Genomic DNA, 25,953 nt, shown 5'->3' on the forward strand with positions numbered 1-25,953 from the left:
CACCTTCGGTGGAGAGGTGAGGGTTCGCGTTCACCTCTCCACGCAGTGGGGAGGTGGCTCGACGGCGTCAGCCGGCGAGACGGAGGGGTCACCCCCTCACAGCCCCAACGTCGGACTATCCAGATCCAGCTCCGCCGCCGGGATCACCACCACGTCCGGATGGGCTGCACGCAGGGCGTCGATGAACATCGAGGCCTCGCCGACCACGACCACATAGGCCTGCTCCGAACTCACCGCCTGCGCCGCCGCGCGGACGGTGTCCGGCGTATTGGCGCTGATGCTGGCGGGATAGGTCTCGATGACGCTGAGCGGCAGGCCGTAGGTCACCGCACTGGCCAGAGTGCCGCCCAGACCGCCCGTGGTCTCCAGCCCGCGGGAGAAGCCGCCATTGATGAAGGCCTCGCGGTCGGTGACGGCCTGATCGGTCACGGCCTCGGTGCGCAGGCGGTCGAACTCGTGCAGCACCAGCCCGACGACCTCGGCCGCGCTCTCGTTCTTGGTCTGGGTCGAGGCCGCCAGCAGGCCGCCGTCGCGGCGCGCGCCCAGCGTCGAATAGGCGCCGTAGCTCAGGCCGCGCTTGGCGCGGATTTCCTGGAACAGATGGCCGTTCTGCCCCTGCCCCATGATGCTGTTGACCACCGACAGCGGATAGAAGCTGTCATCGGCGCGGCGCGGACCGCGCACCGCGGCGCTGACCGCCGCCTGACCGGCGCCCGGCAGGTCCACGACGACGATGCGCGGCGCCGGCACGGCTCCGGCACGGTCGCCCAGCGTCGGGATGGCGCCCGACGGCTTCGTCCAGCCGCCCAGCGTCCGCTCGGCGAAGGCGAAGGCCTCCTCCGGCTCCATGCCGCCGGTGATGATCATCGTGGCGTTGTCCGGACGCCACCAGCGCTGATGGAAGCCGACGATCTCGTCGCGGGTGATGGCGCCGATCGAGGCCGGGGTGCCTGACGACGGCGCGCCATAGGCCGCCTCGCCGAAGGCCAGACGGTTCAGCACCAGACTGGCCAGCGGGCCCGGCTGACGCAGGTTCACGCGCAGGGCGTTGGCGCGACGGGTCCGCGAGCGCTCGACCTCCTCGGCCGCGAAGGTCGGGTTGCGCACCACATCGGCGAACACCGCGCCCGCCTGATCCGCCGAGGCGATCGGCGTCGACAGGGACAGGCCCGTGACGTCCGCATCCGCCCCGCCGCCGATGTTGGCGCCCAGCGCCTCCATCGTGCTGGCGATCTGCGGCGCGGTGCGTCCGCCGGCGCCGGCCGTGGCCAGGTCGGCGGTCATCGAGGCGACGCCCGGACGATCGGTCGGGTCAGCCGCCGCGCCGCCCCCGATGATCAGTTGGGCGTTCATGATCGGCAGGTCGGTGGACTTCGCCACGATCACGCGCATGCCGTTCGACAGGGTGCGTTCGACCACCGTCGGGGCGACCGCGGCGCGGGCCGCGCCCGGCGCGGGCGGGGCCATCCGCTGGCCCTCGGGCAGCAGTTCGTTCGGCGGCAGGATGGCCGGCGGCACGCTGACGAAGGTAGGGGTCGGCGCCGGATTCTTCCAGCTGTCCTCCGGCACGCCCTCCGGATGCTGGCTCTCGTCCTGGTAGCGGATGGAGACGCGGGCCTGCTCGTTCAGATACTGCCGCGCCACGCGCTGCACATCGGCGGCGGTCACGGCCTGGATGGCCGTCAGATGCGTATCCGGCGCGCGCGGATCGTTCTCCGAGACCAGCGCCTGACCCAGGATGAAGGCGCGGCCCGAGGCCGTCTCGCGCTGACGCAGCTCCGAGGCCACGATCTCCATCTTGGCCTCGGCCAGCTCGGCGGCGGTGACCGGCTCGTCGCGGATGCGGTCCAGCTCGGCGTTCAGCGCGGCCTCGGCATCGGGGATGGCCTTGCCCTGGGCGACCGTGACGCTGACGGTGATCGAGCCGTCCTCCTCCATAGAGCCCGAGCTCAGGAAGGCGCCGGAGGCCAGCTGGCTGCGATAGACGAGCGACTGATAGAGGCGCGAGCTCTCGCCCCGCGACATGATGCCCGACAGCACGTCCAGCGCCGCCGCATCGGCATGGTTCGCCGCCACACCCGGATAGATGGCCGCAATCGCCGGCAGCGGCACGTTCGGGGCGTAGGACTCAACGAGGCGCGGCCGGGTGCGCGGCGTCGGAACCGGACGCTCGAACACCGGCACCGGGCGATCCGGATTGCGGATGTCGCCGAAGTACTGATCCACCAGCCGGTCCAGCTCGGCCTGATCGAAATTGCCCGAGACGATCATCGTCGCCGTGGCCGGCCGATAGTAGGCCTCGTGGAAGGCGCGGGCGTCGTCGATGGTCGCCGAGTCCAGCTCCTCGATCGAGCCGATCACGCTGCGGCGATAGATGCTCTCGTCGAAGCTGTTGTCGCCGATGACGAAGCGCTGCAGCCGGCCGTAGGGCGGTGCATAGACCCGCTGGCGCAGTTCCTCCTTCACGATCGACCGCTCGGCGTCGAACACCGCCTGATCGACCACCGGCCGCGCCATCCGCTCGGCGTGGGTCCAGAGCATGGTCTCCAGATACTGCGGCGGCACGGTCTCGTAGTAGTTGGTGAAATCCTGCCCGGTGGACGCGTTGCGGCTGCCGCCCGCGTTCTCGACCAGGGTCGAGATCTGGCCGTAGGGCAGGTTCACCGTCTTGCGGCTCAGGATGTGTTCGAACAGGTGGGCGAAGCCTGACCGGCCTTCCGGATCGTCCTTGCCGCCCACGTCATACCAGAGGGTCACCGTCACCGTGCCGGCCGAGGGGTCTGGCATGGAGTAGACGTCCAGCCCGTTGGACAGCTCCCGGTGCGCGAACTGCAGCGGCGGCACAGAGATCGCGGCCGGCTCCTGCGCGGCCGCGGCGAAGGCCGGCGCGGCCAGGGCGATCAGCGAAGCGCCCAGAAGGGCCAGGGTGCGGGTCATATCGGTTTTCCCCCTTGGGACTGAGGGGCCGGACCCTGACAGCGCACCCGCCGGCCGCCTAGTTACAGGACGGTAATATACACCGCCGGACAGGACGATATTCCAGCCTCCATGGGTCGTCCGGACTGCGACAAAGCCAACGTCACGCTTAAGTCGACTTCCGACAGACGAACGGCCACGGTTCGCCGTATGCGCCGGATATGACCGCCTTTTCGCCTGGCAACAGACTGATCGACGCGCTGGAGTCCGATGACCGCGAGGCCCTGCTGGCACAGACCGTCGTGACCGAATTCGACGCCGGCCATGTCTTCCACGAGCCCGGCGATTCGATCGACCACGTCCATTTCATTGAGCAGGGAATCGTCTCCGCCGTCGCCGTGCTTCAGGACGGCCGCACGGTCGAGACCGTCATGGTCGGCTGCGAGGGCGTCGCCGGGGCTCTGGCCGCCAGCGTTCCGCAGTCCGCCCACACCCGCAACGTCGCCCAGGTCGCCGGCGTCGCCCGCCGCATCGAGGCGTCGCGTCTGCGCGTTCTGGTCGGCGACCGCCCCGGCCTGCGCGCCGTCCTCGCCAGCTATCTCGCCAGCCTTCAGGCCGAGCTGGAGCAGTCCTCCGCCTGCAACGCCCTGCATCGCGCCGATCAGCGCTTCGCCAAATGGCTGCTGCGCTGCCATGACCGGGTGAAGGGCGCCTCCTTCAACCTGACGCAGGAGTATCTGGCCACCATGCTGGGCTCCCAGCGCACCACGGTGAACGAGGCGGCGCAGGCCCTGCAGAAATCCGGGGCCATCTCCTATTCCCGCGGCCGGATCACCGTCCTGGACCGCGCCGCGCTCGAGCGGGTAGCCTGCGAATGCTACCGCGCCGCCGACACCTTCCGCTGGTCGCCGAAGCGCTGATCCGCGCGGAACCCTACCGCTTCGCTTCCGTTCCCGCCTCGTCCTGAACACGAGCGAGGAGCGAACCCATGGCGGACACCGGCAACGCCCTTCTTGATCGGATGCCCGAGGCGGATCGCGACCTGATCCTCGACGGCGCCACGCGCGTGCCTTTGATCCTCGGCGACGACCTCGTAACGCCCGGCGACCGGATCCTGCACGCCCACTTCCCGGTGTCTGGCATCATCTCGACGGTCAACGAGATGGCCGATGGCCGCTCCGTCGAGGCCTTCATGGTCGGCCGCGAGGGCGTCGCGGGCATCGAAGCCACGGTCATCCCGATGACTTCCGCCTCGCGCCAGACCATCCAGATCACCGGCGAGGCTCTCAAGGTCGACACGGCCCGCATCCGCATGCTGGTCGACGAGCACCCGTCGATCCGCCGCACGCTGGCCCTCTATCACGCCGAGATCCAGCGCGAGCTGGAGCAGACCTCCGCCTGTCACGCCCTGCATCCGGCCCATCGCCGCCTCGCCAAATGGCTGCTGCGCTGCCACGACCGGGCGGACGGCGACGTGATGCAGCTGACGCAGGAGTACATGGCCGCCATGCTCGGCTCGCAGCGCACCACGGTGAATGAGGCCGCCCAGTTGCTGCAGGCCGAAGGCGCCGTGCGTTACGCCCGGGGCCAGGTCCGGGTGCTGGATCGCAAGGCGCTCGAGCGCGCCTCCTGCGAGTGCTATCGCAAGATCATCGTGCACACGGCCGCGGCGGCCTAGCCTTCGAGAATCGCGTCCACCTCGTCGCGGGTCGGCATGGCCGGCTGAGCGCCCGCCCGCGTCGCGGCGATGGCTCCGGCGGCGCAGGCGAAGGTCAGCGCCTCCTGCGGCTCCATGCCTTCCAGCAGGGCCACGGTGATCGCGCCGACGAAACAGTCGCCCGCGCCGGTGGCGTCGATCGCCGTCACCTTCGGCGGCGTCGCCCAGGCCATCTCGACCCCGCGCTGGTACATGGTCGCCCCGGCCGACCCCTTCGTCACCACCACGCGCCCGCCGCCGTGGTGGATCAGGTCGCCGTAGAAGGCGGCCTCGGTCTCGTTGACCACGATCAGGTCGGCCCGGCGCAGCAGTTGATCCGACACCGGCTGGGCCGGCGCCAGGTTCACGCAGACGAAGTCCGTCGCCCGCCCCACGGCCGCCTCGACCGTCTCTATGGGCAGTTCCAGCTGCAGCACCAGTGGCCCCTCGATGCGGGCCGGCAGCTGCTCGGGGAAGACCTGATGGTTGGCCCCGGCCGCCACCACGATCTGGTTCTCGCCGGACGGATCGACGGCGATCAGGGCCACGCCCGTCGCCGCATCGGCGTCGCCGATCACCCCGCCCACATCGACGTCGTCGGCCAGCAGCAGGGCCATCGCCTCCTCGGCCATGGCATCGCGCCCGACACGACCAATCATGCAGACCTCGGCGCCCAGCCGCTGGGCCGCCAGCGCCATGTTCGCGCCCTTGCCGCCCGGATGCCGCGCCAGCGTCGCCCCGGTCACGGTCTCCCCGTCGTCCGGCAGCTTCGGCGCCGACGCCACGAAGTCCAGATTGATCGATCCGACGACCGTGATCCTCATGCGCACTTCTCCCCGATCAGCCCGAATACCCCGTCCGCATCTGCCTTCGTCGCCCAGCGGTGCCGCAGCGGCTCCCCGGCCACCGCCTCGCGGAACTCCACCGCCGTATGCCCGCGCGTCAGCTCGCTGTCGGTCTCCACCCGGATCAGGCAGGGCGCCAGTTCGAACAGCTCCGGTTTCAGCAGCCATGCCACCGGACAGGGGTCATGCAGGGGCGAGGCGTCCCAGCCGACGATGGTCCGCTCGACCCGCTGCGAGAACCGCAGCATGGCCGTCGCCGCATCGCTCTTCGCCGTACCCAGCGCCTCGATGGCCGCGATCCGCTCTTCGGTCGCCCGCACCTGATGCGTCGCGTCCAGACCGAACATCACGACCTCGCATCCGGTCGCCAGCACCTCGGCCGCGGCCTCGGGATCGGCCCAGATATTGAACTCGGCCGAGGCGGTGATATTGCCGCCCTCGCTGCGCGCCCCGCCCATGACGGCGACGGCGCCCAGCCGCTGCGCCAGCGCAGGTTCCTTGCGCAGCGCCAGCGCCAGATTGGTCATCGGTCCCAGCACGGCCAAGGCGACCGACTTCGCCGGCCGGCTCATGACCAGATCCACGATGGCGTCTGCCGCATGCCCGTCCGCGCATGGAAGATCCGGCTCGAACGGCTCCAGATCGCCCGTCCCCTCCGGTCCGTGGAAATCCGTCGCCGTGCCCAACACCCGTTTCAACGGCCGCTCGGCGCCCATGAAGACCGGCACATCCCCGCGCCCCGCGATCTGGCGCAGCATCCGCGCATTCCGCGCGGTCTTCTCCACCGGCACATTCCCGCCCACGGTCGTCACCGCCAGCAGCTCCATTTCACGGGCCCCGAAGGCCAGCATCAACGCCACGGCGTCATCCACGCCCGGGTCGCAATCGATGATGAGAGATCGTCTGTTCACCAGCCGGGTGTGAAGCGGGTCGCGCTGGAGGGCAAGGGAGGACAGCGTCTGCCTTCAGCCGCCGGCCGCACTTCGGCTGCTGCCAAGGCGCGGAGTGTGGGGCGAGGTATCCCCGGTCGGTTTATCGACCACAGACGGAAGTCTCCTGCCGACCCATTGCGGACGTTGCTAGGCGTTGCGAATGCGAGCGTTCTCGAAACACACGCCACAGATCAACGTGACCTTCGCGAAGGCCTCTGATTCATCGTTCCAACCGTCATGCTGGGCTCGAGACGCTTCACAATCGTTACACCAGGCCGCGAGTTCATCTGAGGCGTCCGGCTCCTGCTCGCCTGAAGGCTCGATAAAGCCAAGGCCCGATCCACGCACAAGGTGCTGGCAGACAAATGCAGGTAAGCAATCGCCATGGGTAGGGCAGGATACAAGGCCTATTGAGCGGTCCGATGGAGTCCCATGCCCCTGTCCGCTTTCCACCCGTTGCGGAAGTTGGAGCGCGCCTTAGACTTCAGGCATGACCGACTTTGATCCCGATAGCCCGAACGACGCTTGGCAGTTGAGGTTGTCGGACGTCGTGTGGCGTTTCGGACTGGACCTAAAGGCCCTTCATCAAACCAACCCCTGGCTCGATCAGCCCCTCCTGCCCCAAGCGATCAACAGCCTGATGACCGAGCTTTGGGACGCTGGATTCAGTCAGACTGAAATCCGGGACGCCTTCGCCTTCGCAATCGCTGATATGCCCCGCTACGCCGCTGGCGAAGAACGGCGACCGTAGGTCTGTTTTCCACCCTTAGGGGAACTTCTCTTCCCGACCCATTGCGGACATTAGCGGTTGGGCCAATCGAACCAGCCATTCGGTCCGATATCGTCGTCCACGCCCTCCGGCAGTCCGAACGCCTCGGCCAAAAGTATCGACCGCAGTTGGCCTTGAGGCCCGAGCGACCACGAGAAATGCCAACCGCCCCAACGCCTGCTGTGGTGTCTCACGTCATACCCGGTGGAGGGGCCGTCAGGTCTGGAATCGCCGCGTCCGTTGATAAGGCGGACCTCCCCGTCCAAGAAGCGCGGAGCAGCCCAGAAACACGGATCATCCAGAACCGAGTTGATTCGCCGTTCGCCCTGTGGAGTAAGGCGAACTTGTCGCCAGTCAGTCCACTGAAGGGACTGCGGGGAGCTGGCCGGGGTTGATCGTGCGTAGATTTCCCACCCCGCAGCAGATCGACGTCCAACGATCTCACGTATGGTCGGATCGGTGGTCAGGCCGCCGGGAGAGGTTATGAAGTGGATAGTGGAGGTGGGGTCGTCGATGCCCCACGAGACATCGCTTTCCGTGGCCGCCCAGTTTTTCCAGACACCTTCCAGCAGCGCATCGTTAGGGTCATCATTAAGATGCGTGGGAAGTTCAGAGTAGTCGATGTTTTGCCAAGCGGGGCATTGAGCAGGCGTCACAGCAGTCTTCGCCGAGTTACAACCCGAGGCTACGGTCAGTCCGACCGCCAACAGGAATATCACCCTCTTCAATGTCTGTGCTCCCCAATCCCGCCGGAGCGCGACGGCTTTAGCTTATCGCCGATCGATGTCCGCTTTCCACCCATTGCGGCCTCCCCCAGCGACCGCTTCACCCACACGCCTCAACACACGCCCGCGCCAGAACTTCCGCCGAGTCCGTCAGCGGAACCGGGCTCTCTTCGGCGCGCAGCAGCAGCGGCACCTCGGTGCAGCCGCCGATGATGACCTCGGCGCCGGCCTCCGCCAGCGCGCCTGCCAGCCGCCGCATCTCCGCCCTCGGTCCGTCCGTCAGGTCGCCGGCCTTGAAGGCGAACACGGCCGCCATGAAGGCCTTCCGATCACCCTCGTCGAGCCGGACCATCTCCAGCCCCGCGGACGTCAGCGCCTCGTCGTACAGCGCCTCCCCGCCCGGCGTGGCCAGCACCCCGATCCGATGGTCGCCGCCGGCGGCGACCGCCTCCACTGTCGCAGCGATCATGTCGATGAAGGGCAGGCCCGCCGCGCGGATCGCGTCCGCATGGGCGTGGGCGGTGTTGCACGGCATGGCCAGCACCTCGGCTCCGGCGTTGCGCAGCCGCACCGCCATCTCGCCCAGCGTCCGGCCCGCCGCCTCGCCCCGGGTATGGCGGTTCGGCACATGCGGGTTCAGGTCGACCAGCATGCGGATGTGATCCTCGTCCCCCTTCGCCGGCGTCAGCGCCTGCACCTGCGCCATGAAGGCCGTCGTCGCGACCGGCCCCATGCCGCCGAGGATGCCCAGAATCTTGCCCACGCCTCAGCCCTTCTGGCTGGCGGTGAAAACAGCCAACTGGTCGGCGAAGGCCCGCGTCCACGCCGGCCGCACCTCGGCCCGCGCGATGTAGGCGGTCAGGTTGGCATAGTCGTTCAGCATCCCCGAACTGCCCAGACGGCGCAGCACCGTCACCATCATCAGGTCCCCGGCGCTGAACTCCCCGTCCAGCCAGTCGGCGTCGCCCAGCCGGGCCGACAGGTCGTCCAGCCGCACGCGGATGCGCTGCTCCAGCATCGGCAGGCGCTCGGCGTGATACGGCTTGTCCGCTTCGGTCAGCACCGCGCCCTCGCGCTCGACGATCGGCGCCTGCACCGTCGTCTGGGCGGCGAACATCCAGTTGATGGCCCGCGCCCGCGCGGCCGGATCGGCCGGCAGCAGGCCCGGCGCGCTCTCGGCGATGTGCAGCACGATCGCGCCGGACTCGAACAGGGCCAGCCCGTCCTCCTCCAGCGTCGGGATCTGGCCGAACGGATGGATCGCCTTGTGCGCCGGTTCTTTCATCTGCGCGAACGAGACCAGCCGCACGTCATAGGCCCGGCCGACCTCCTCCAGCGCCCAGCGCACCTGCATGTCGCGCGCCAGCCCGCGGCCCTTGTCGGGCGACGCCTCGAAGGCGGTGATGACCGGCTTCATCCTAAAGCGCCCCGTCCAGTTCGCCCTGATAGCCGAACAGCCCCTGCGCCCCGCCGGTGTGGAGGAAGACCACCGTCTCGCCCTCGAACCGACCGGCTTTCGCCAGGGCGATCAGCCCCTTCATCGCCTTGCCGGAATAGACCGGGTCCAGGACGATGCCGTCGGTCCGCGCCGCCAGCTTGAGCGCCTCGATCACCGCCGCGTCGATGAAGCCATAGCCCTCGCCGACATAGTCGCAGTCGGCGACCACCATCTCCGCCGTCACCGTGTCCGGTCGGCCCAGCAGGGCGGCGGTCTCGCGCGCCAGCTTCAGCACATTCTCCTCCTGCTTCGGTTTCGGCGCCCGCACGCCGATGCCCAGCACCGGAATGTCCGTTCCCATCACCGCCAGTCCGGCGACCAGACCCGCATGGGTCCCCGCGCTGCCCGTCGCGGTGACGATGCGGTCGATCTTCAGGTCCAGTTCGTCGGCCTGCACCACGATCTCGCGCGCGCAATCGACATAGCCCAGCGCCCCTACCGGGTTGGAGCCGCCGCCGGGGATTACATAGGGCCTGTCGCCGCGCGCCCGCACCTCGGCCGCCGTCTTCTCCAGCTCGGCCGGCATGTCGGTCCCGCCCGGCACGGTGCGGATTCCCGCGCCGAACAGCCGGTCCAGCAGCACATTGCCGTTGCGGGTGTAGTCGATCGCCTTCGACCCGGTCCGCTCCTCGAGGATCACCTCGCAGGCCAGACCGTGCGCAGCGGCCGCCGCGGCCGTCTGGCGCACATGGTTCGACTGCACCGCGCCCTGGGTCACCAGGGTGTCGGCGCCCTGCTCGAACGCCTCGCCCAGCAGGAACTCCAGCTTGCGGGTCTTGTTGCCCCCGCCGGCCAGCCCCGTGCAGTCGTCCCGCTTGATCCAGAGCTCCACGCCCAGCGCCTCGCTCAGGCGCGGCAGCGGCTCCAGCGGCGTCGGCAGATGGGCCAGTCGGACGCGGGGAAAGCGGGCGAGGTGCATGCGAAACACTCCGTTGATACGCGCGTCCGCCTTAGCACCCGAGCCGCCGCGAGAATATCTCCGGCAATGTCGGGAACCGAACCCGGCGATCCCGGTTATCGCATCGGACCTTGCGGCGATGCGCGCTCGACAAAGTCCTTCAAGCGGCCCCGGTCTCTTCCACGCCCCCCGACGAAGACCGGGGCCGTACCTTGTCTCAAGCACCGTAATCGATCAGGCGCTTGCCCGACTCAGGTGACAGGTCCGATCCTGTCCCCATGGCCGAATCGACCCAGCCCGCCCGACTGCGCGACCGCGCCTCGACCGAGCGCCTCATCGTCGAGGCCGGCGAGCGCATCCTGCTGCGCGACGGCTTCCCCGGCTTGAACGTCCAGACGCTCGCCGCCGAGGCCGGCTGCGACCGCAAGCTGGTCTATCGCTATTTCGAGGGCGCCGACGGCGTGGTCGACAGGATCGCCGCGCGCGCCCACGCCGGTCTCGTCCGCACCCTGGACGCCGCGCCCGCCGAAGAGGCCGCCTCGTTGCGCGCCTTCGCCCGCCTCAGCCTCGCCGCCTGGATCGCCGCCCTGCGCGCCAGCCCGCTGACCCTGCGCCTGATGGCCTGGGCGCTGGTGGAGTCCTCGCCCCTGCTGAACCGCATCGAGGACCAGCGCGCCGCCGTGCTGCAGGCCTGGATGCGCGAGCGTCGCCCCCGCCTGCGCGTCCCGCCCGAGGGCGATCCCGTCGCCCTGAACGCCGTGCTTCTGGCCGCCGTCCAGCATCTGGCCCTGTCGGCCGGCTCCCGCCCCGGCGTCGGCGGCGTGGCTCTGGACGACGCCGGCTGGGCCCGCATCGAGGCCGCGTTGGACCAGTTGCTGGTCGCCTTCCCGGACTAGAAGGTCAGCCGCATGTCGTGCCGGTCGCTGCCGGGCGCATAGCCGTCCTTCACCACGCCCTCGATGACGAAGCCGAACCGCTCGTAGAAGCCGGTCGTATGCTGTCCGGTGTCCAGCCGCACGCTGGTCACGCCCGGCTCGGCCCGCGCCGCCGCCAGCCGTGCCTCGGTCAGCATCCGCCCCAGCCCCTGCCCGTGCAGCCCCTGCTCGACCATGCCCCAGCACAGCGACACCGTTCGCCCGTCCGGCTCCACCGCATGGCCGCCGCAGGCGACGATCCGTCCATCCCGCTCGATCACCTGATAGGGCCAGCGCATCTCGTCCAGAAACGCCGCATAGCCGTCCCGCTCCGCCCCGTCGAAGAAGCGCGGAACATTGCTGTCGAACAGGGCCAGACAGGCGTCGCGGTCGGCGGTCTGATAGGGGCGGGCGATATCCATACCCAATCATCGACTTGACCCCCGCGACCGGCAAGCGCAGTTTCCGCGCGTTCTCCGGGGGGTCGCAATCGAGCGGCTGAGATTGGCGTAGCCGCCTGACCCGTCGAACCTGATCCGGGTCATGCCGGCGAAGGGATGAGTAACGCGCGGTCCGGACGCCACAGGACCCACGCCCGACGTCGGCGGACCTCAAACGTCTTGAGGCCGCCATGAACATCATCGTCACCCCGCCCGTCACGCCGGAAGAGCTCGACCTGGCTCAAGCAGCGAGCGCCCGCGGCGCGAGCGATAGCCACGAACCAAATGTGGAGCTCCCGCTCGCCGACGCCCGCAGGGCTGTCGCCGCAGAGCACGGCCGCATCCCCACCGGCCCGCGCGCCGGCGGCGTGAAGGTCTATGTCGCAGGCGAGCTCTACCCCGAGATCCGCGTCCCCTTCCGCGAGGTCGCCGTCCACCCCTCGGCCAACGAGCCGCCGGTGACCATGTACGACAGCTCCGGCCCCTATACCGACCCGTCGGTGACCATCGACATCAAGCGCGGCCTGCCGAAGGTGAAGTCCAGCTGGCAGCTGGATCGCGGCGACATCGCCCCGGTCGCCGATCCCCGCGAGGTCAAGCCCGAGGACAACGGCCACGCCAGCGGCAAGCACCTGGCCCCGCGCTTCGACGTCTCCAACCATCAGGTCTTCAAGGGCGTCCCCGGCCGCCCCGTCACCCAATACGAATACGCCCGCGCGGGGATCATCACCCCAGAGATGGAATACGTCGCCATCCGCGAGAACCTGCGCCGCGAGCAGTCGGCCCCCTGCGTCCGAGACGGCGAGGACTTCGGCGCCTCCATCCCCGACTTCGTCACGCCCGAGTTCGTGCGTCAGGAGATCGCCCGCGGCCGGGCCATCATCCCGCACAACATCAACCACCCCGAGGTCGAGCCGATGATCATCGGCCGCAACTTCCTGGTGAAGATCAACGCCAACATCGGCAACTCGGCGGTCCTCAGCTCGGTGGACGACGAGGTCGACAAGCTGGTCTGGGCCACCCGCTGGGGCGCCGACAACGTCATGGACCTGTCGACCGGCCGCAACATCCACAACATCCGCGACTGGATCATCCGCAACAGCTCGGTCCCCATCGGCACCGTGCCCATCTATCAGGCGCTGGAGAAGGTCGGCGGCGTGGCCGAGGACCTGACCTGGGAGGTCTATCGCGACACCCTGATCGAGCAGTGCGAGCAGGGCGTCGACTACTTCACCATCCACGCCGGCGTGCGCCTGCCCTTCGTGCCCCTGACCGCCAACCGCGTCACGGGCATCGTCAGCCGCGGCGGCTCGATCATGGCCAAGTGGTGTCTGGCGCACCACAAGGAGAGCTTCCTCTACGAGCATTTCGCCGACATCTGCGAGATCATGCGCGCCTACGACGTGTCGTTCTCTCTCGGCGACGGCCTGCGTCCCGGCTCCATCGCCGACGCCAATGACGAGGCCCAGTTCGCCGAGCTGCGCACCCTGGGCGAGCTGACGAAGATCGCCTGGGACCACGGCTGTCAGGTCATGATCGAGGGCCCCGGCCACGTGCCGATGCACAAGATCAAGGCCAACATGGATGAGCAGCTCAAGCACTGCCACGAGGCGCCCTTCTACACCCTCGGGCCGCTGACCACCGACATCGCCCCGGGCTACGATCACATCACCAGCGCCATCGGCGCGGCCATGATCGGCTGGTTCGGCACCGCCATGCTCTGCTACGTCACGCCCAAGGAGCACCTGGGCCTGCCGGATCGTCAGGACGTCAAGGACGGCGTCATCACCTACAAGATCGCCGCCCACGCCGCCGACCTGGCCAAGGGCCACCCGGCCGCCCGCGCCCACGACGACGCCCTGTCACGCGCCCGCTTCGAGTTCCGTTGGGAAGACCAGTTCAACCTCGGCCTCGACCCCGAAACGGCCCGCAAATACCACGACGAGACCCTGCCCAAGGAAGCCCACAAGACCGCCCACTTCTGCAGCATGTGCGGCCCGAAATTCTGCTCGATGAAGATCAGCCAGGACATCCGGAGAGATGCGCAGGCGCAGAACGACGCGGGCGGCAGCCTGGCCGAGGCGGAGGCCGGGATGGCGGAGATGAGCGCGAAGTTCAGGGCCGGGGGCGGTGTGGTGGAGGTGAAGGTGTGAGGATACCGGAAACGGATAGAGAATCGCAGAGGCTTGAGCGACTCGATTCCAGAGGCCATCTTTCGCTTTGGCGAACTGCGAGGTGAGACATTGGCAAGACAGGTTCCTAGTGTCGAAGCGCAGAAAGCCGCTTTTGCGGAGGCGAAGCGCCGCATCCGACTCGCTGTCGAAATTGAAGAAAATTCTCTAAGCTTCAGTGACCTCACTGCGCTTACAGAAATCCCTTCTTCAATAACCCAGATTCAGGGACTGGCTTCGTTAAGTTTCGACGATACCTCCATATCTGATATTACCCCTCTGGCCGGACTGGAGAAGCTGTTCTCATTAGATTTAGACGACACGTTCGTACTAGATCTTTCACCGCTAGCAAATCTTGAGCATTTGTGGTCGCTGTACATATCAAACACATTGATATCAGACCTATCGCCGGTATCGAACTGTAAGAATCTACTCACTATACGCGCCAACGGAGCGCCCATAGATGATTTGTCCCCATTGACCAATCTACCCTCGCTGAGAACACTTTCAGTGAGCGGAACAAAGGTTAAGTATCTTGAACCGTTATCCCCACTAGTCAGCCTTACATCCCTCAATGTATCCAATACAGACGTCAGAGAACTTGCGCCGCTGGCAGCTCTACAGAGATTGAGCGACCTCGATATCAGCTCAACGGGCGTGTCTGACCTAACTGTGCTGAGAGGATTACACCGCCTTTTCAACCCACTTGGCAAAAGCGGCCTAACCTTCAAGAATTGTGCATTCCTTTCTGAACAACTCCAAGATCTTTCCAAAGAACGTAATCCTCGACGAACGATTGAAGCCGGCAAAATTATTGGCGCTGGCGACGGCTTGGCCCAAGCAGCTCGGGAAGATGATAGGGAAGAGGTTGCCCTCGGACAGAGACCTGCGCCTTACAGTTTTACTTGGCATGATGAGCGAATAGAAGCTCTCCCTCATATGCAAGCACCGTTCAGCGAGAAAACCGCTGACGAGATAATAGAAATACTCAAAGAAAAACTCGAATATGCGTTAAGTCAGTTGCAAGGCAACCGCGCAGACCCGCTTCTGCACAGCGCCCTTAGCAATTCTCTGCGCGAGATATCTGGAGGATCCTCAGCCGTTAGAGATGGCGTGTTACTGATGCGCCTCCGAACGTTGCAAGCGCTTTCAACCGCCTATTTTTCTGGCGAGAATGAGAGTGAAACTGGTGTCAGGGCGGCAGTGATAGACGCCGCATTGAGCTTGGAAGATTTGCTTGCCGTTTACCCTGGTGCACGAACCATTGACGCCAATAGACAGGCGCTTGAGTTCCAGTCATCTCAAACAGACATGCGCGATTTCAGCGCAGCTACGCAGGAAATTATCCGCGTTGCGGAGTCTTCCGATGTCGTCGCCCCTTCGGCGATAAAGGCGCTGCTAGATGGGCAGTACGAAATCGGAGTTTTAAGCGAACTCGTCGATACCTCTTCTAGCGAGGTCACGCGAGCGGCTGCAATCGAACGCCGTGCGACGCTTGCGAGCCTCCAGCTTCTGGGCATCCGGAACTTCCTAGTTACCCCTCTGAAACGAACAATGGAGGAACTGGGTCCAGTCGCAGGGGACAGTTGGAAACAATTCAAAGCAGCGATTCCAGAGGCGGTCGGCGACGCCACGAAGTCGGTAGTGTCCGGCGCAATCAAGGCGGGTGCGGCGGGGCTTGTCGCCATGCTAGCCGGCCCTATTGCTGGGATGGCGATGCTGGCAGCCAGCTTTGCCCCGCTGGCAAAGGCCGCAAACAAAGTCGCCGAAGGGATGGAGATTGACGATGATCAAGCGGGTGCTGACAGCTAGGTCGCGTTGCGCAACATCATCGCCCAACCGCTGCGATCCCTGCCGCCTCCGGGCTGAAAGGGTCGTCTGATCACCGCCGACGACGACGGCCTGTCGAAACCGGCCAGCGGCAAGGCGGCGTAAGCCACCATCATCCCGCCACATCCCGTGCGCTCCATCCCCGCATGCGCGCCCCGTCCTCCTCGCCGCCCTGATCGTGCCCGTCCTGGCCGCCGGGGCGGCGTGGGCCTGCAGTTGCGTGCGGCACGACAGCGCGGCGCAGCAGCTGGCCGAGGCGGACGTCATGTTCGTCGGCCGGATGACGTCCTTCTCCAACCACGCCATGGGCGACGACTGGCCGCACGCCATGCACATGGCCCGGTTCGAGGTCAGCCGGACGATCAAGGGCGAGGCCCTGGCCGAGCTCGCCGTCATGCACGCCACCGACGCCCCGATGTGCGGCGTCCGGTTCGAGATGGGCCGCGAGACCGTCATCCTCGCTCGCGTCCAGGACGGCGTCCTGACCACCTCCGCCTGCAGCGCGCCGCAGTTCCCGCTGGCGGATTACGAGCGGGCGGCGCGGGCGGGCTAGTTTCAATTCCGCTCATCCCCGCGACCCGTAGGGCGGCGCGGAGCAGCCAAGGCGGGGACCCAGTGCCGCGGTCAGGTCGGACGCAGGCTATCCGGAGCGCGCTGCGAAGCGTCTCTGCTGAACACCTGTATGTGCTGGGTCCCCGCCTTCGCGGGGATGAGCGGAAGATTCAGGCATACGACAAACTCTGACGCATCACGCCCCTATGGTGCCCGCCCTCAAGGCTGCGAAGGGAGGTGCGAGAATGTCGAATGCATCGATTGCATCAATTGCATCAGTCCCGCGCGCGCCTCCCGAAATCCTCCCCATCGGGGGAGGGGGACCATGCGCAGCATGGTGGAGGGGGCCGGAACCGCGCGCCGCCTCACGTCAGACATCACGCCGAACTCAAGCCCCCTCCACCGCTTCGCGGTCCCTCTCCCCCGGTGGGGGAGGATTGGCGGCGCGGGCTTTGAGGGTGGCGAGGACGCCTTCGAGATTGTCGAGCACGTCTCGCGCGGGGATGCGCAGGACGGCGATGCCCTGCGCGTTCAGCCACACCGTGCGGCGAGCGTCATGACGCGCCCGGTCGGGATCCTCATGTCCGGAGCCGTCGACCTCGACAGCCAACCGGGAGGCCTCGCAATAGAAGTCGAGAATGTAAGGGCCGACCGGATGCTGGCGACGGAAAGGAACGCCGCCCAGTCGTCGCCCCCGGATCACCGTCCAGAGGATGACTTCCGGCAGGCTCAGGCGGCGGCGCAGATCGCGTGCCTTCGCGACGGCGGCCTTGGGCGCATACATGGCGGCAGCGTCTCACGCAGCGCCATCGCGGCAACCAGTTTGCGACGAACCCTACAGCTCCCGCCCCAGCCCCGCGACGCAATCCCGCAGCCCGGCGATCGCTTCGCCCAGGCCGGCCGTCGAGCCGCCCCACAGCAGGGCGCCGTTGGCGTCGTCGATGCGGATGGTGGTGACCTCCGGCAGCAGCTCCAGCATGGCCGCCGCGTCGGTGCCGACAGCAAAGCCGCCGGTGCGTTCGGGGCCGCGCACGCCCTGCATCTGCTCGGCCACCACCACGCCGTTCAGGCTCAGGCGATGGGTGAAGCTCTGGTTGGCCGTGTCACGCCATTGCGGGCTCAGCACCTGCAGGCTGGCCGACCGGCCGTTGCTGTCGATCCACAGATGATAGACCTGCCCCTGCATCCGGTACTGCCGCATCAGCACGCAGTCGTCCTGATAGCGGGTCAGCATGTACTGGCCGATGCGCTGCCCTTGCGGCGCGGCCTGGGCTTGCGGCGCTGCGGTCGTCAGAAGCGCCGCGGTCAGAAGTTCGATCATCGCGGTCTCTCCGGAAACGGCGCCCGGCTTACCGCGCGCGCCGTCTCCGGTCGAGGGTCAGGCCATCTGCGTCTTCGGCTCGGCGGCGATGCGGCGCAGGGCGTCCTCGAACACCTCGGCCGGCTGCCCGCCCGAGATCAGGTATTTGCCCTCGACCACCACGGCGGGGACCGAGTTGATGCCGCGCTGACGCCACAGGGCCTGGGCCTGACGCACGGCGTCGACATAGCGGCCGGACGCCAGCACCTCGGCCGCCTCGGCCCGGTCCAGCCCGGCCTGTTCGGCCGCTGCGGTCAGCACGCCCGCGTCGCTGATGTTCTTCCCCTCGGTGAAGTGGCGGGCGAACAGGCTCTGCTTCAGCGCCTTCTGGCTGTCGGGCGAGACCTCGCCGGCCCAGTGCAGCAGGCGGTGGGCGTCGAAGGTGTTCCAGATCCGGCTGTCGGCCGTCATCTTCATCTCGAAGCCCACGGATGCGGCCCGCTCGCGGATCATCTCGCGGTTGGCGGCGGACTGTTCCGGGGTCGAGCCGTATTTGGCGCCGATGTGCTCGACGATGTTCTCGCCCTCGGGGACCATGTTCGGGTTCAGCTCGAAGGGCTGGAAGTGGACGTCGGCGGTGACGCCCTCGGCCTTGAGCCTGTCCAGAGCCGTCTCCAGTCCGCCGAGGCCAACGACGCACCAGGGACAGACGACGTCCGACACGAAGTCGATGTGCAGGGGCTTGTTCATGGCGCGCTTCCGGATGATGAAACCGGGATATGGGGGCGTGATCGGCGCGCGCCAGCCCTTCACGTGACCGTGCGTCTCTCTCGCCCTCTTCGCGAAAAACGACGCGTTTTCAGGTGACTAATCGGTAATTTTTTCCGTGTCGGCTGGCGTACATTGCTGATTTCATTCGACTTCAGCGCGAGAACGGTGCAGATTGGCTTCACCGCGAGCCGATGCGTATCAAACCAGCATGTCGCGGCTGAGAGATATTGGTCCACCCCCTGCCAAGGGGTCGTTCGAACACTCCCGCTCTTTACCTTTCGGGAGTCGTGCCTTGTCCAAATTCACCCTGCGCTTGCACCATGCATCGGGCACGGATCCTGTCGATGAGGCCCTGGCCAACGTCGACGACGAGTTCGAGGCCCGCGAGCTGGCCCGCATGCGGCTGCTGCTCACCCGCGACTACAGCCACGTCGAGCTGCACAGCCTCGGCACGCCGGTCGAGACCTTCGCGCGCGACAGCGAAGCCTGACCGTGCGTCAGCAAAAGCGTGGCCCCGGCGCCTCAGCCGGACGGATTCCCGCCTTCTGAAGCCTCCGTTCACCGCCCGGTCACTGGCGCGGCCCATTCTTCCGGAACGAAGTGAGGGCAAGAGGTTTGAAGAGGCCATGCTCATGCATCTGAAACGACTGGCCACGCGCGTCTGCACGCCGGACGAGCTGGACATGATCGAGCATTACACCTCGCCGGCCGAGAAGACGGCCGATCTGGTGGTGCATGTCGTCGGCCTGACCCTCGCGGCGGTCGGCGGGATCGTGCTGGCGGCGCTGGCCGCGGTCTATGCCGGGGTCGGCGCGGTGGTCGCCACGGCGCTCTACGCCCTGTGCCTGATCGCCATGCTGACGGCCTCGACCGTCTACAACCTGACCCGTCCCTGCGCCGCGCGCCCCGTGCTGCGGCGCCTCGACGAGGCGGCCATCTTCCTGATGATCGCCGGCAGCTACACCCCCTTCACGACCCAGCGCTTCGAGGGCGCCTGGGCCATCGGCTTCACCCTGCTGGTCTGGGCCGTGGGCCTCGGCGGCGCCTTCGCCAAGATCGTCCTGCCGCGCCTGTCCGACGCCATCTGGAGCGCCGTCTACGTCGCCTTCGGCTGGCTGGCAGTCATTGCGCTGAAGCCCATGATGGACACCGTCCACCCCGCCGCCCTGGCCCTGCTGGTCATCGGCGGCCTGATCTACACCGCCGGCGTCTTCATCTTCATCAGCCCGAAGGTGAAGTTCCGTCGGGCCATCTGGCACGGCTTCGTCGTGGCCGGCGCCTCGGTCCACTGGGCCGCCGTGCTGGTCGGCGTCGTGCTGGCTCCGGCCGCCGCCGGCGTCGGCTAGACTTTCGCGCTCGCAGCGCGGAAAGTGGGCGCTGCAACAGGGAATGGAAAACAGCGCGTGGCTGACAGGAAGACGGGTAACGGCGACACGGTCGTCATCAAGAAATACGCCAACCGCCGGCTCTACAACACGGCCACCAGCGCCTATGTGACCCTCGAGGACCTCGCCAAGATGGTCCGCGACGGGACCGAGTTCGTGGTCTTCGACGCCAAGACCAATGACGACCTTACCCGCCAGATCCTGACCCAGATCATCTTCGAGGAAGAGAGCCGCGGCGAGGCCCTGCTGCCCGTCCAGTTCCTGCGCCAGCTGATCGGCTTCTACGGCGGCCAGATGCAGAGCGTACTGCCCAGCTATCTCGAGATGTCGCTGGACAGCTTCGCCCGCCAGCAGGAGCAGATCCGCGGCCAGTTCACCAAGGCCTTCGGCGCGACGCCGGGCGCGGGCCTGATGGACGAGGCGGTGAAGCGTAACATGGCCCTGTTCAGCGAGGCCATGAAGATGTGGCCGGGCTTCGGCGGCGTCGGCGCCGCAGCGGCTGCCCGTCCGACGCCTCAACCGACCGAGGCGCCGAAAGCTTCCGAGTCCGATCCGCTGGACGAGATGCGTCGCCAGATGGACGAGATGCGGGCCCAGCTGGACAAGCTGTCGAAGTCATGACCGACGAGGTGCGCGCGATCGGTCCCGTAGAGCGTCGCGACCGCCGCGACGCCGATCGCCGCACGGCCGAGCGTCGCGCCGCCTCCACGTCCCGCGCCCTCGTCCCGGTCAACCCGCCTCAGGCCGAAGCTGCCGAGCCCCCGGCAAGACCTGCCCCGACCCCGCCGCCCGCCGATGGAGGCGTCGCGATCTTCGCTGCCCAGATGCTGGGCCAGACCGGGCAGCGCCGTGGCCTGAAGGGCGGCCCGCCCGTGCTGGACGCGGCCCGCTCCGCCTATCTGGGAACCGCACATTCCGGCGCATCCGATCGCCGGCCGAAGCCCGGCCGCAAGGAAGATACTGACATCTGAGGGACCGGCACGGTCCTTGCTGCGGAGCGGCGGTCACTGACCGTTTCCGGACCGCCCCATGCTCGCCCACCTCGCCCGCACCATCGACGTCACCGTCGTCGCGCTGATCTTCGTGGCATTTTCCTGAGGGCTTAGACGCCCCCGAAATCCAGGTCCTTGCGGGCCGAGATGATGGTCACGATAAAGCCGGCCAGCACGTCCAGCATGACCATGGTCACGATCAGGAAGAAGGTCGAGGTCGCGAAGCCCTTTATCAGCAGGAACTCGACCAGGCAGATCACGAACAGGATCATCGACAGGGCGTGATTGACGATCGCGACCTTCTGGCTCGACGTCGACTTCAGCAGTTCGAAGAACAGCAGGATCAACGCCAGGAACAGGATCAGGTCACCCGCGCCCACGTTCCAGCTGGTCCCCGAGGCCATCGGGATCGAGAACATCGGATCGCGCAGAACAGCATCCGCGCCCGCCGCAGCCGCCGAAGCATCCCCGCCGCCCAGCACGCTGGTGAGGACCACCAGATTGTACAGAACCACCGGGATCACGAGCAGCGGAAGGGCGATCAGCATCGCGGGAGCTCCATCAGGCGGGCCTCAACGGCCGCGCTTGTTAACGATGCATACCTCGCTTCGCTCCATACGGCTACGCCCGCTCGCCTGACGGGCGAGTACCTCAGAACTCGCTGATCGCGCCCGGCTGACGCGCGCGGGTCTTCAGCCACATCACGCCCAGCAGGTCCGAAAACGAGGCCATCAGCCGGCCCCAGTTCGTATACTTCGACTGGCCCGTCTCGCGGTGGCGGTGATCCACGTCCAGATACCGGTTCTCATAGCCTTCCCGGATCATCAATGCCGGCAGGTAGCGGTGGATGTGATCGAAATAGGGAAGTTTCAGGAAGACCTCCCGGCGGAAGGCCTTCAGCCCGCAACCCGTGTCGGCCGCATCGTCGTTCAGCAGCTTCTTGCGGATGCGGTTGGCCCAGCGCGAGGCCCAGCGTTTGGCTTCGGTATCCTGACGTTTGGCCCTCACCCCACCGACCAGAGCCACCGTCGAGGGCGAGGCGATCAGCAGGTCGGCCAGCTTCGGTGCATCCGCTGGCGGGTTCTGTCCGTCGCCGTCCAGCGTCACCACGATCGGCGCGCGCGCCGCCAGCACCCCGGTGCGCACGGCTCGGCTCTGCCCGGCGTTCGAACCGTGGCTCAGCACCCGGAGCATCGGCAGTTCGGCCTGCAGCGCGCGGAGTTCGTCCAGCGTTGTGTCCTTCGAGGCGTCATTGACGAACACCATCTCGAACGACCGTCCGGCGAAGGCCGCGGCGATCTCGCGAGCCAGCGGGCCGGCGGCGCCGGCTTCGTCATGAACGGGAACGACGACGGAAATGTCGGGAGCGGCTTCGGTCATAATCCCTGTCTAGCCGATGGCTGACGCGGGCCAAAGCGGCGTGTTAGGAAGATGAACATGACGCGCCTCGACCTCGATCGTTACATCGCCGGATGGCGCGGCCCCCTGCTGGCGGCCCTCGTCGCCCTGTTCGCAGGCCTGCCCGTGCTGGCTCTTCTGCCGCCGCTGGATCGCGACGAAAGCCGCTACGCCCAGGCGACCTCCCAGATGCTGGAGACCGGCGACTACGTCGACATCCGCTTCCAGGATGAACCGCGCTGGAAGAAGCCGGTCGGCATCTACTGGATGCAGGCGGTCGCTGTGGCCGCGACATCCAAGGTCGAGGACCGGCTGATCCAGCCTTACCGCGTCCCCTCGATCCTCGGCGCCATGATGGCCGCCGCCGCCGTGGCCTGGGCCGGGGCCGCCATGTTCGGGCAGAGAGCGGGCTTCCTCGCCGGGGCCATGCTGGGCGCGACCTTCCTGCTGTCGACCGAGGCGGGCATCGCCAAAACCGACGCCATGCTGTGCGGCGCGGTCACCCTGAGCATGGCTGCGCTGGCGCGGATCTATCTGGCGACACGGGCCGGCGAGATACCGCGAAGACCGCACAAGCTGCTGTTCTGGGCCGGTCTTGGCCTGTCCATCCTGATCAAGGGCCCGATTGGCCTGGTTGTGATCGCTCCTGCCATGATCGCCCTGTCGATCTGGGACCGCGACCTCAAATGGATGCGCCGGCTGGGCTGGGGCTGGGGTCTGCCGCTGGTCGCCCTGATCGTCGGCCCTTGGGCCATCGCCATCACGATCGCCACCGACGGCGGGTTCTGGCGCGAGGCCATTGCCGGGGATCTGGCGCCCAAGGTTGCGGGTGGACATGAGAGCCACGGCGCGCCTCCGGGGCTGTATCTGCTGATCGCCTTCCTGACCTTCTTCCCGGCGGGGCTGATGCTGCCCGCCGCCGTCTCGACCGGCTGGCACCGGCGTGCGGAGCCGGCGATCCGTTTCCTCGTCTGCTGGCTGGTTCCGGCCTGGCTGATCTTCGAGCTGACCCCCACCAAACTGGTCCACTACAACCTGCCGGCCTTCGGCGCGCTGGCTCTGCTGGCCGCCGCCGCCCTGACCCGGCCCATCGGCAAGATCTCGCGCCTCACCGGCGCCGGGTTCTCGGTCGCCGCTGGCTTGGTGCTCGCCGCCATCGTGGTCGTGGGGCTGACCGAGTTTGGCAAGTCGACGGCCCAGACCTGGGCCACCCTGACCATCGTCTTCGCGGTGCTGGCCGGCCTGATCGGCGCCTTCCTGATGATGCACCGCGCGGCGGTGACGGCGGTGATCGTCTCCCTGACCCTCGGCGTAATCGCCCACGGCGCTCTCGCCGGCACCTTGCGCCAACTCCGCCCGCTGTCGGTCTCGCCGCAGTTGCAGCAGGTGCTGGAGCGCGCCGACCTGCATCCGCGTCAGGGCCGCCCCGGCCCCGTCGCCATCGCCGGCTATCATGAGCCCAGCTTCGTCTTCCTGACGGGCCGGGAGACCGAGCTGACCGACGCCGCCGGCGCCGCTCGTGCATTGGCCGAGGGACGCCCTGCCATCGTCGAGGAACGACTCGAGCGCGACTTCCATCAGGCCGAGGCCGCCCTGGGTGTCACCGGTCGCTCGGTCGGCGTGGTCAACGGCCACAACTACTCGCAGGGCGACGACGTCGAGCTGACGGTCTACGCCCCGCCCGGCGCGGCCGCCCGCGCTGTCGAGCGCGCCCGATGAGCCGCAAGATCACCATCGTCGAGGTCGGTCCCCGCGACGGGCTGCAGAACGAGAAGGCCGTGCTCGAGCCCGCCGTCCGCGCTGATCTGGTACGCCGGCTGGAGGCCGCGGGCGCGCGCCGGATCGAGGCCGTCAGCTTCGTCCATCCGAAATATGTGCCGCAGATGGCCGGCGCCGAGGAGGTCATGGTCGCCCTGCCGCACGAGACCGGCCGCAGCCGCATCGGCCTGGTCCTCAACGGCAAGGGCTATGACCGGGCGCTCGGGACCAGCGTTGACGAGGTCAATGTCGCCATGTCGGCCACCGACGGCTTCGGACTGAAGAACCAAGGCCTGACCGTCGATCAGCAGGTGCAGATGCTGGCCGACATCGTCGCCGGCCGCGCCAACGCCTTAACCCAGCCCGGCGCGACGCCGTCGCTGTCGGCGACCCTGTCCTGTGTCTGGGGCTGCCCGTTCGACGGCGAGGTCGGCGTCGATCAGGTCGCCGATCTGGTCGGCCGCATCGCCGAGCTCGGCGTCGAGGAGATCGCCTTGGCCGACACCATCGGCGTCGGTGATCCGTGGAGCGTCACACGCAAGGTCGAGGCCGCGCGCAGGGCTGCGCCGGACGCCACCCTGCGCCTGCACTTCCACGACACCCGCAACACCGGCCTAGCCAATGCGTACGCCGGGGTCGAGGCGGGTGTCGACGTGCTGGACGCCTCGGTCGGCGGCATCGGGGGCTGTCCCTTCGCGCCGGGCGCGACCGGCAATATCGCGACAGAGGACCTCGTCTACATGCTGGAGCGCGCCGGGTTCGAGACCGGCTACGACCTCGACCAGTTGATCGAAAGCGCCCGCTGGATCGGCGAGAAGATCGGCCGCCCCGCCCCCAGCGCCCTCAGCCGCGCCGGCGGCTGGCCCCGCTAGAGCTCGACAGCGAGGATCGGATCCTTGTCCTGCGGCAGCAGGGCGACGACGCGATCCAGCAGCTCGAAATACGAATCCGCCACCGGCGTGAAGTACGGAACCGGATCCCTCTTTTCGTAGATCGCCCGCCCGGCATCGAGGACATCGTATGTGTAGATCTGGCGATCCCCGCCGTTCAGCTGCATGGCCAGGAAGATGCGCGAATCATCGACGGCCAGACCGATGTTGATGAAGCCCGCGGCGGTCAGCGCCTCGTCTTCGTCAGCCCCATGACCGTACTGCGCGAGGTAGAATGACCGGCCCGCCACCGAGAAATGCCCGCCGTCGGCAAAGCGAACCGGGATGAAGGGCGGACGGGGCAGCCAGCTCTCCAGCGTCCGGCGCAGGTCAACGAACCACTGCGGCAGGGTGTAGGCGTCATGGGCCGCCTCCCAATCGATCCGTGTCTGACTGAGGGCGTAGAAGGTGATGCTCGGAAACCGTTGGACAAACCGGGCCAGCATCGCCTTGTCGCCGGCCGGCAACGGCGAACCGTCTATCCAACTCAGCATAACGTCACCCCGGCCGAGGATCCGGCCGTTGGCGTGCTCGGACAGGTCCGGGCAGCCGATACGGTGGGCATAATCCTCGAACAATTTCGCGGCGCTGAAGTCCGGCTTCGTCAGGTCATGACGCACGAAAGAGATCGCTGTTGCATCATAGGCATTGGCCGTGAGCATCGGCAGCCCCGGCCGGACGACCATGCTCATGCCGCCCGCGACAGGTCCGCAGCAAAGACCATGTCCTTCCCAGAGTTCACGCGTCGCCGACCAGTCGAACCCCGCCGGCAGGTCGATGAGCAGGCCGGACGCAGCCACGGCCTGAAGCGCCTCCCAGCTCTGGTCGTCCCAAGGATTTCCGAACAGGGCCCCGCGCCGCAGGTTCTCCAGGCCCAGCAGGTCGGCGGCGCTGGTCAGCGAGGTGTACAGCAAATCCACCCGCTCCAGCCCCGCGCAGGACACTATGCCCGCCAACGATCCGATCCGCGTCGCGATCACCTCCAGATGCGCCAGCGCCAGCATGGCCCGGCAGACCGCCAGCCCGTCGATCTCCGAGCCAATGATGCGCAGATGGGTCAGGCCGCTACAGGCCTGCAGCCCCTCGAGCGACCGCGCGCCGGTGACGGTAAGGGTCCGCAGACCGCCGAGCTCGGCGTCGCTGAACGGCGGCCCATGCCCCAGCGCTCCAGTGAGGGCGGAGAGGCAGGCGGCGTCTTCGATGGCTTGGGTCATGTCCCAGCATGCCGCGCCCC

The 25,953-nt window shown here is 67.4% G+C and carries 27 protein-coding genes and 1 riboswitch; of the genes, 13 read left to right on the forward strand and 14 right to left on the reverse strand.

What is annotated here, in order from left to right; genetic code table 11:
• Positions 1 to 96 precede the first annotated feature (96 nt).
• Entirely contained in the window at positions 97 to 2,937 is a 2,841-nt protein-coding gene (locus tag ABDZ95_RS01655; protein WP_343789376.1) for a M16 family metallopeptidase, read from the reverse strand.
• A 200-nt stretch (positions 2,938 to 3,137) separates the two neighbouring features.
• Here ABDZ95_RS01655 and ABDZ95_RS01660 point away from each other — a divergent pair, with 200 nt between their 5' ends.
• Together ABDZ95_RS01660 and ABDZ95_RS01665 are read left to right on the forward strand one after the other, a co-directional pair.
• Positions 3,138 to 3,836 (forward strand): Crp/Fnr family transcriptional regulator, encoded by a 699-nt coding sequence (locus tag ABDZ95_RS01660; protein WP_343789379.1) that lies wholly within the window; start codon positions 3,138 to 3,140, stop codon positions 3,834 to 3,836.
• 68 nt (positions 3,837 to 3,904) lie between these two features.
• Positions 3,905 to 4,594 (forward strand): Crp/Fnr family transcriptional regulator, encoded by a 690-nt coding sequence (locus ABDZ95_RS01665; protein ID WP_343789382.1) that lies wholly within the window; start codon positions 3,905 to 3,907, stop codon positions 4,592 to 4,594.
• Here the strand turns inward: ABDZ95_RS01665 and ABDZ95_RS01670 are convergent.
• Positions 4,591 to 5,436, reverse strand: a complete 846-nt coding sequence (locus ABDZ95_RS01670) for a ribokinase (protein WP_343789385.1) — start codon at positions 5,434 to 5,436, stop codon at positions 4,591 to 4,593. The two genes, ABDZ95_RS01665 and ABDZ95_RS01670, sit on opposite strands and share 4 nt — an antisense overlap.
• Entirely contained in the window at positions 5,433 to 6,368 is a 936-nt protein-coding gene (locus tag ABDZ95_RS01675) for a nucleoside hydrolase (protein ID WP_343789388.1), read from the reverse strand. Before ABDZ95_RS01675 ends, ABDZ95_RS01670 begins: the two co-directional genes overlap by 4 nt.
• A 511-nt stretch (positions 6,369 to 6,879) precedes the next feature.
• Between ABDZ95_RS01675 and ABDZ95_RS01680 the strand changes: the two genes are divergently transcribed.
• Positions 6,880 to 7,140, forward strand: a complete 261-nt coding sequence (locus ABDZ95_RS01680) for a hypothetical protein (protein ID WP_343789391.1) — start codon at positions 6,880 to 6,882, stop codon at positions 7,138 to 7,140.
• A 50-nt stretch (positions 7,141 to 7,190) separates the two neighbouring features.
• Here ABDZ95_RS01680 and ABDZ95_RS01685 read toward each other — a convergent pair whose 3' ends face one another.
• From ABDZ95_RS01685 to cuyA, 4 genes are all read right to left on the reverse strand, one after another.
• Positions 7,191 to 7,865, reverse strand: a complete 675-nt coding sequence (locus tag ABDZ95_RS01685; protein ID WP_343789394.1) for a hypothetical protein — start codon at positions 7,863 to 7,865, stop codon at positions 7,191 to 7,193.
• Positions 7,866 to 7,983: 118 nt separating this feature from the next.
• Positions 7,984 to 8,646: a cysteate racemase gene (gene cuyB, locus ABDZ95_RS01690; protein WP_343789397.1), complete on the reverse strand. Its 663-nt coding sequence runs from the start codon at positions 8,644 to 8,646 to the stop codon at positions 7,984 to 7,986.
• A 3-nt stretch (positions 8,647 to 8,649) separates the two neighbouring features.
• Positions 8,650 to 9,300 (reverse strand): glutathione S-transferase family protein, encoded by a 651-nt coding sequence (locus ABDZ95_RS01695; RefSeq protein ID WP_343789400.1) that lies wholly within the window; start codon positions 9,298 to 9,300, stop codon positions 8,650 to 8,652.
• Between the two features lies 1 nt (position 9,301).
• Entirely contained in the window at positions 9,302 to 10,300 is a 999-nt protein-coding gene (gene cuyA, locus ABDZ95_RS01700; protein ID WP_343789403.1) for a D-cysteate sulfo-lyase, read from the reverse strand.
• A gap of 257 nt (positions 10,301 to 10,557) precedes the next feature.
• Here cuyA and ABDZ95_RS01705 point away from each other — a divergent pair, with 257 nt between their 5' ends.
• Positions 10,558 to 11,175, forward strand: a complete 618-nt coding sequence (locus ABDZ95_RS01705) for a TetR/AcrR family transcriptional regulator (RefSeq protein ID WP_343789406.1) — start codon at positions 10,558 to 10,560, stop codon at positions 11,173 to 11,175.
• Here the strand turns inward: ABDZ95_RS01705 and ABDZ95_RS01710 are convergent.
• Positions 11,172 to 11,615, reverse strand: a complete 444-nt coding sequence (locus ABDZ95_RS01710; RefSeq protein ID WP_343789409.1) for a GNAT family N-acetyltransferase — start codon at positions 11,613 to 11,615, stop codon at positions 11,172 to 11,174. The two genes, ABDZ95_RS01705 and ABDZ95_RS01710, sit on opposite strands and share 4 nt — an antisense overlap.
• Before the next feature lie 45 nt (positions 11,616 to 11,660).
• A riboswitch (TPP riboswitch) is annotated at positions 11,661 to 11,769 on the forward strand.
• A 55-nt stretch (positions 11,770 to 11,824) separates the two neighbouring features.
• On the opposite strand from ABDZ95_RS01710, the gene thiC reads away from it, so the two are divergent.
• The 3 genes from thiC (at position 11,825) to ABDZ95_RS01725 (ending at position 16,187) form a co-directional block, all read left to right on the forward strand.
• A complete protein-coding gene (gene thiC, locus ABDZ95_RS01715; RefSeq protein ID WP_343789412.1) occupies positions 11,825 to 13,786 on the forward strand; it encodes a phosphomethylpyrimidine synthase ThiC in 1,962 nt (653 codons plus the stop codon).
• 33 nt (positions 13,787 to 13,819) lie between these two features.
• Positions 13,820 to 15,616 carry a leucine-rich repeat domain-containing protein gene (locus ABDZ95_RS01720; RefSeq protein WP_343789415.1) on the forward strand — a complete coding sequence of 599 codons (1,797 nt, stop codon included), beginning with the start codon at positions 13,820 to 13,822 and terminating at the stop codon, positions 15,614 to 15,616.
• A 196-nt stretch (positions 15,617 to 15,812) separates the two neighbouring features.
• Entirely contained in the window at positions 15,813 to 16,187 is a 375-nt protein-coding gene (locus ABDZ95_RS01725) for a hypothetical protein (RefSeq protein WP_343789418.1), read from the forward strand.
• Between the two features lie 387 nt (positions 16,188 to 16,574).
• On the opposite strand, the gene ABDZ95_RS01730 is transcribed toward ABDZ95_RS01725, so the two are convergent.
• Genes ABDZ95_RS01730 through ABDZ95_RS01740 form a run of 3 tightly spaced genes read right to left on the reverse strand, consistent with a single transcriptional unit; the run spans position 16,575 to position 18,236 of the window.
• On the reverse strand, positions 16,575 to 16,970 hold the full coding sequence (locus ABDZ95_RS01730; RefSeq protein ID WP_343789421.1) for an endonuclease domain-containing protein: 396 nt from the start codon (positions 16,968 to 16,970) through the stop codon (positions 16,575 to 16,577).
• 51 nt (positions 16,971 to 17,021) lie between these two features.
• On the reverse strand, positions 17,022 to 17,507 hold the full coding sequence (locus ABDZ95_RS01735; RefSeq protein WP_343789423.1) for a hypothetical protein: 486 nt from the start codon (positions 17,505 to 17,507) through the stop codon (positions 17,022 to 17,024).
• Positions 17,508 to 17,564: 57 nt separating this feature from the next.
• Positions 17,565 to 18,236, reverse strand: a complete 672-nt coding sequence (locus tag ABDZ95_RS01740; protein ID WP_343789425.1) for a DsbA family oxidoreductase — start codon at positions 18,234 to 18,236, stop codon at positions 17,565 to 17,567.
• Positions 18,237 to 18,549: 313 nt separating this feature from the next.
• On the opposite strand from ABDZ95_RS01740, the gene ABDZ95_RS01745 reads away from it, so the two are divergent.
• The 4 genes from ABDZ95_RS01745 to ABDZ95_RS01760 all read left to right on the forward strand — a co-directional run bounded on the left by ABDZ95_RS01745 (position 18,550) and on the right by ABDZ95_RS01760 (position 20,613).
• A complete protein-coding gene (locus ABDZ95_RS01745) occupies positions 18,550 to 18,747 on the forward strand; it encodes a hypothetical protein (protein WP_343789428.1) in 198 nt (65 codons plus the stop codon).
• Positions 18,748 to 18,883: 136 nt separating this feature from the next.
• Positions 18,884 to 19,603: a PAQR family membrane homeostasis protein TrhA gene (gene trhA, locus ABDZ95_RS01750; RefSeq protein ID WP_343789430.1), complete on the forward strand. Its 720-nt coding sequence runs from the start codon at positions 18,884 to 18,886 to the stop codon at positions 19,601 to 19,603.
• A 57-nt stretch (positions 19,604 to 19,660) separates the two neighbouring features.
• Entirely contained in the window at positions 19,661 to 20,263 is a 603-nt protein-coding gene (gene phaR, locus ABDZ95_RS01755; protein ID WP_343789433.1) for a polyhydroxyalkanoate synthesis repressor PhaR, read from the forward strand.
• Complete coding sequence (locus ABDZ95_RS01760; protein ID WP_343789436.1) at positions 20,260 to 20,613, forward strand: hypothetical protein; 354 nt, start codon at positions 20,260 to 20,262, stop codon at positions 20,611 to 20,613. The genes phaR and ABDZ95_RS01760 overlap by 4 nt, the downstream gene beginning before the upstream one ends.
• Before the next feature lie 131 nt (positions 20,614 to 20,744).
• Here the strand turns inward: ABDZ95_RS01760 and ABDZ95_RS01765 are convergent, their stop codons facing one another.
• Complete coding sequence (locus ABDZ95_RS01765) at positions 20,745 to 21,182, reverse strand: hypothetical protein (RefSeq protein ID WP_343789439.1); 438 nt, start codon at positions 21,180 to 21,182, stop codon at positions 20,745 to 20,747.
• 103 nt (positions 21,183 to 21,285) lie between these two features.
• Positions 21,286 to 22,014: a glycosyltransferase family 2 protein gene (locus tag ABDZ95_RS01770; RefSeq protein WP_343789442.1), complete on the reverse strand. Its 729-nt coding sequence runs from the start codon at positions 22,012 to 22,014 to the stop codon at positions 21,286 to 21,288.
• Between the two features lie 57 nt (positions 22,015 to 22,071).
• On the opposite strand from ABDZ95_RS01770, the gene ABDZ95_RS01775 reads away from it, so the two are divergent.
• Both ABDZ95_RS01775 and ABDZ95_RS01780 read left to right on the forward strand, forming a co-directional pair.
• Positions 22,072 to 23,751, forward strand: a complete 1,680-nt coding sequence (locus ABDZ95_RS01775) for an ArnT family glycosyltransferase (protein WP_343789445.1) — start codon at positions 22,072 to 22,074, stop codon at positions 23,749 to 23,751.
• Positions 23,748 to 24,662, forward strand: a complete 915-nt coding sequence (locus ABDZ95_RS01780; RefSeq protein WP_343789448.1) for a hydroxymethylglutaryl-CoA lyase — start codon at positions 23,748 to 23,750, stop codon at positions 24,660 to 24,662. The genes ABDZ95_RS01775 and ABDZ95_RS01780 overlap by 4 nt, the downstream gene beginning before the upstream one ends.
• Here the strand turns inward: ABDZ95_RS01780 and ABDZ95_RS01785 are convergent.
• Entirely contained in the window at positions 24,659 to 25,933 is a 1,275-nt protein-coding gene (locus tag ABDZ95_RS01785; protein ID WP_343789451.1) for a leucine-rich repeat domain-containing protein, read from the reverse strand. The genes ABDZ95_RS01780 and ABDZ95_RS01785 overlap by 4 nt on opposite strands.
• Positions 25,934 to 25,953 lie beyond the last annotated feature (20 nt).

Source organism: Brevundimonas kwangchunensis (assembly GCF_039523815.1).
Lineage (GTDB): Bacteria > Pseudomonadota > Alphaproteobacteria > Caulobacterales > Caulobacteraceae > Brevundimonas > Brevundimonas kwangchunensis.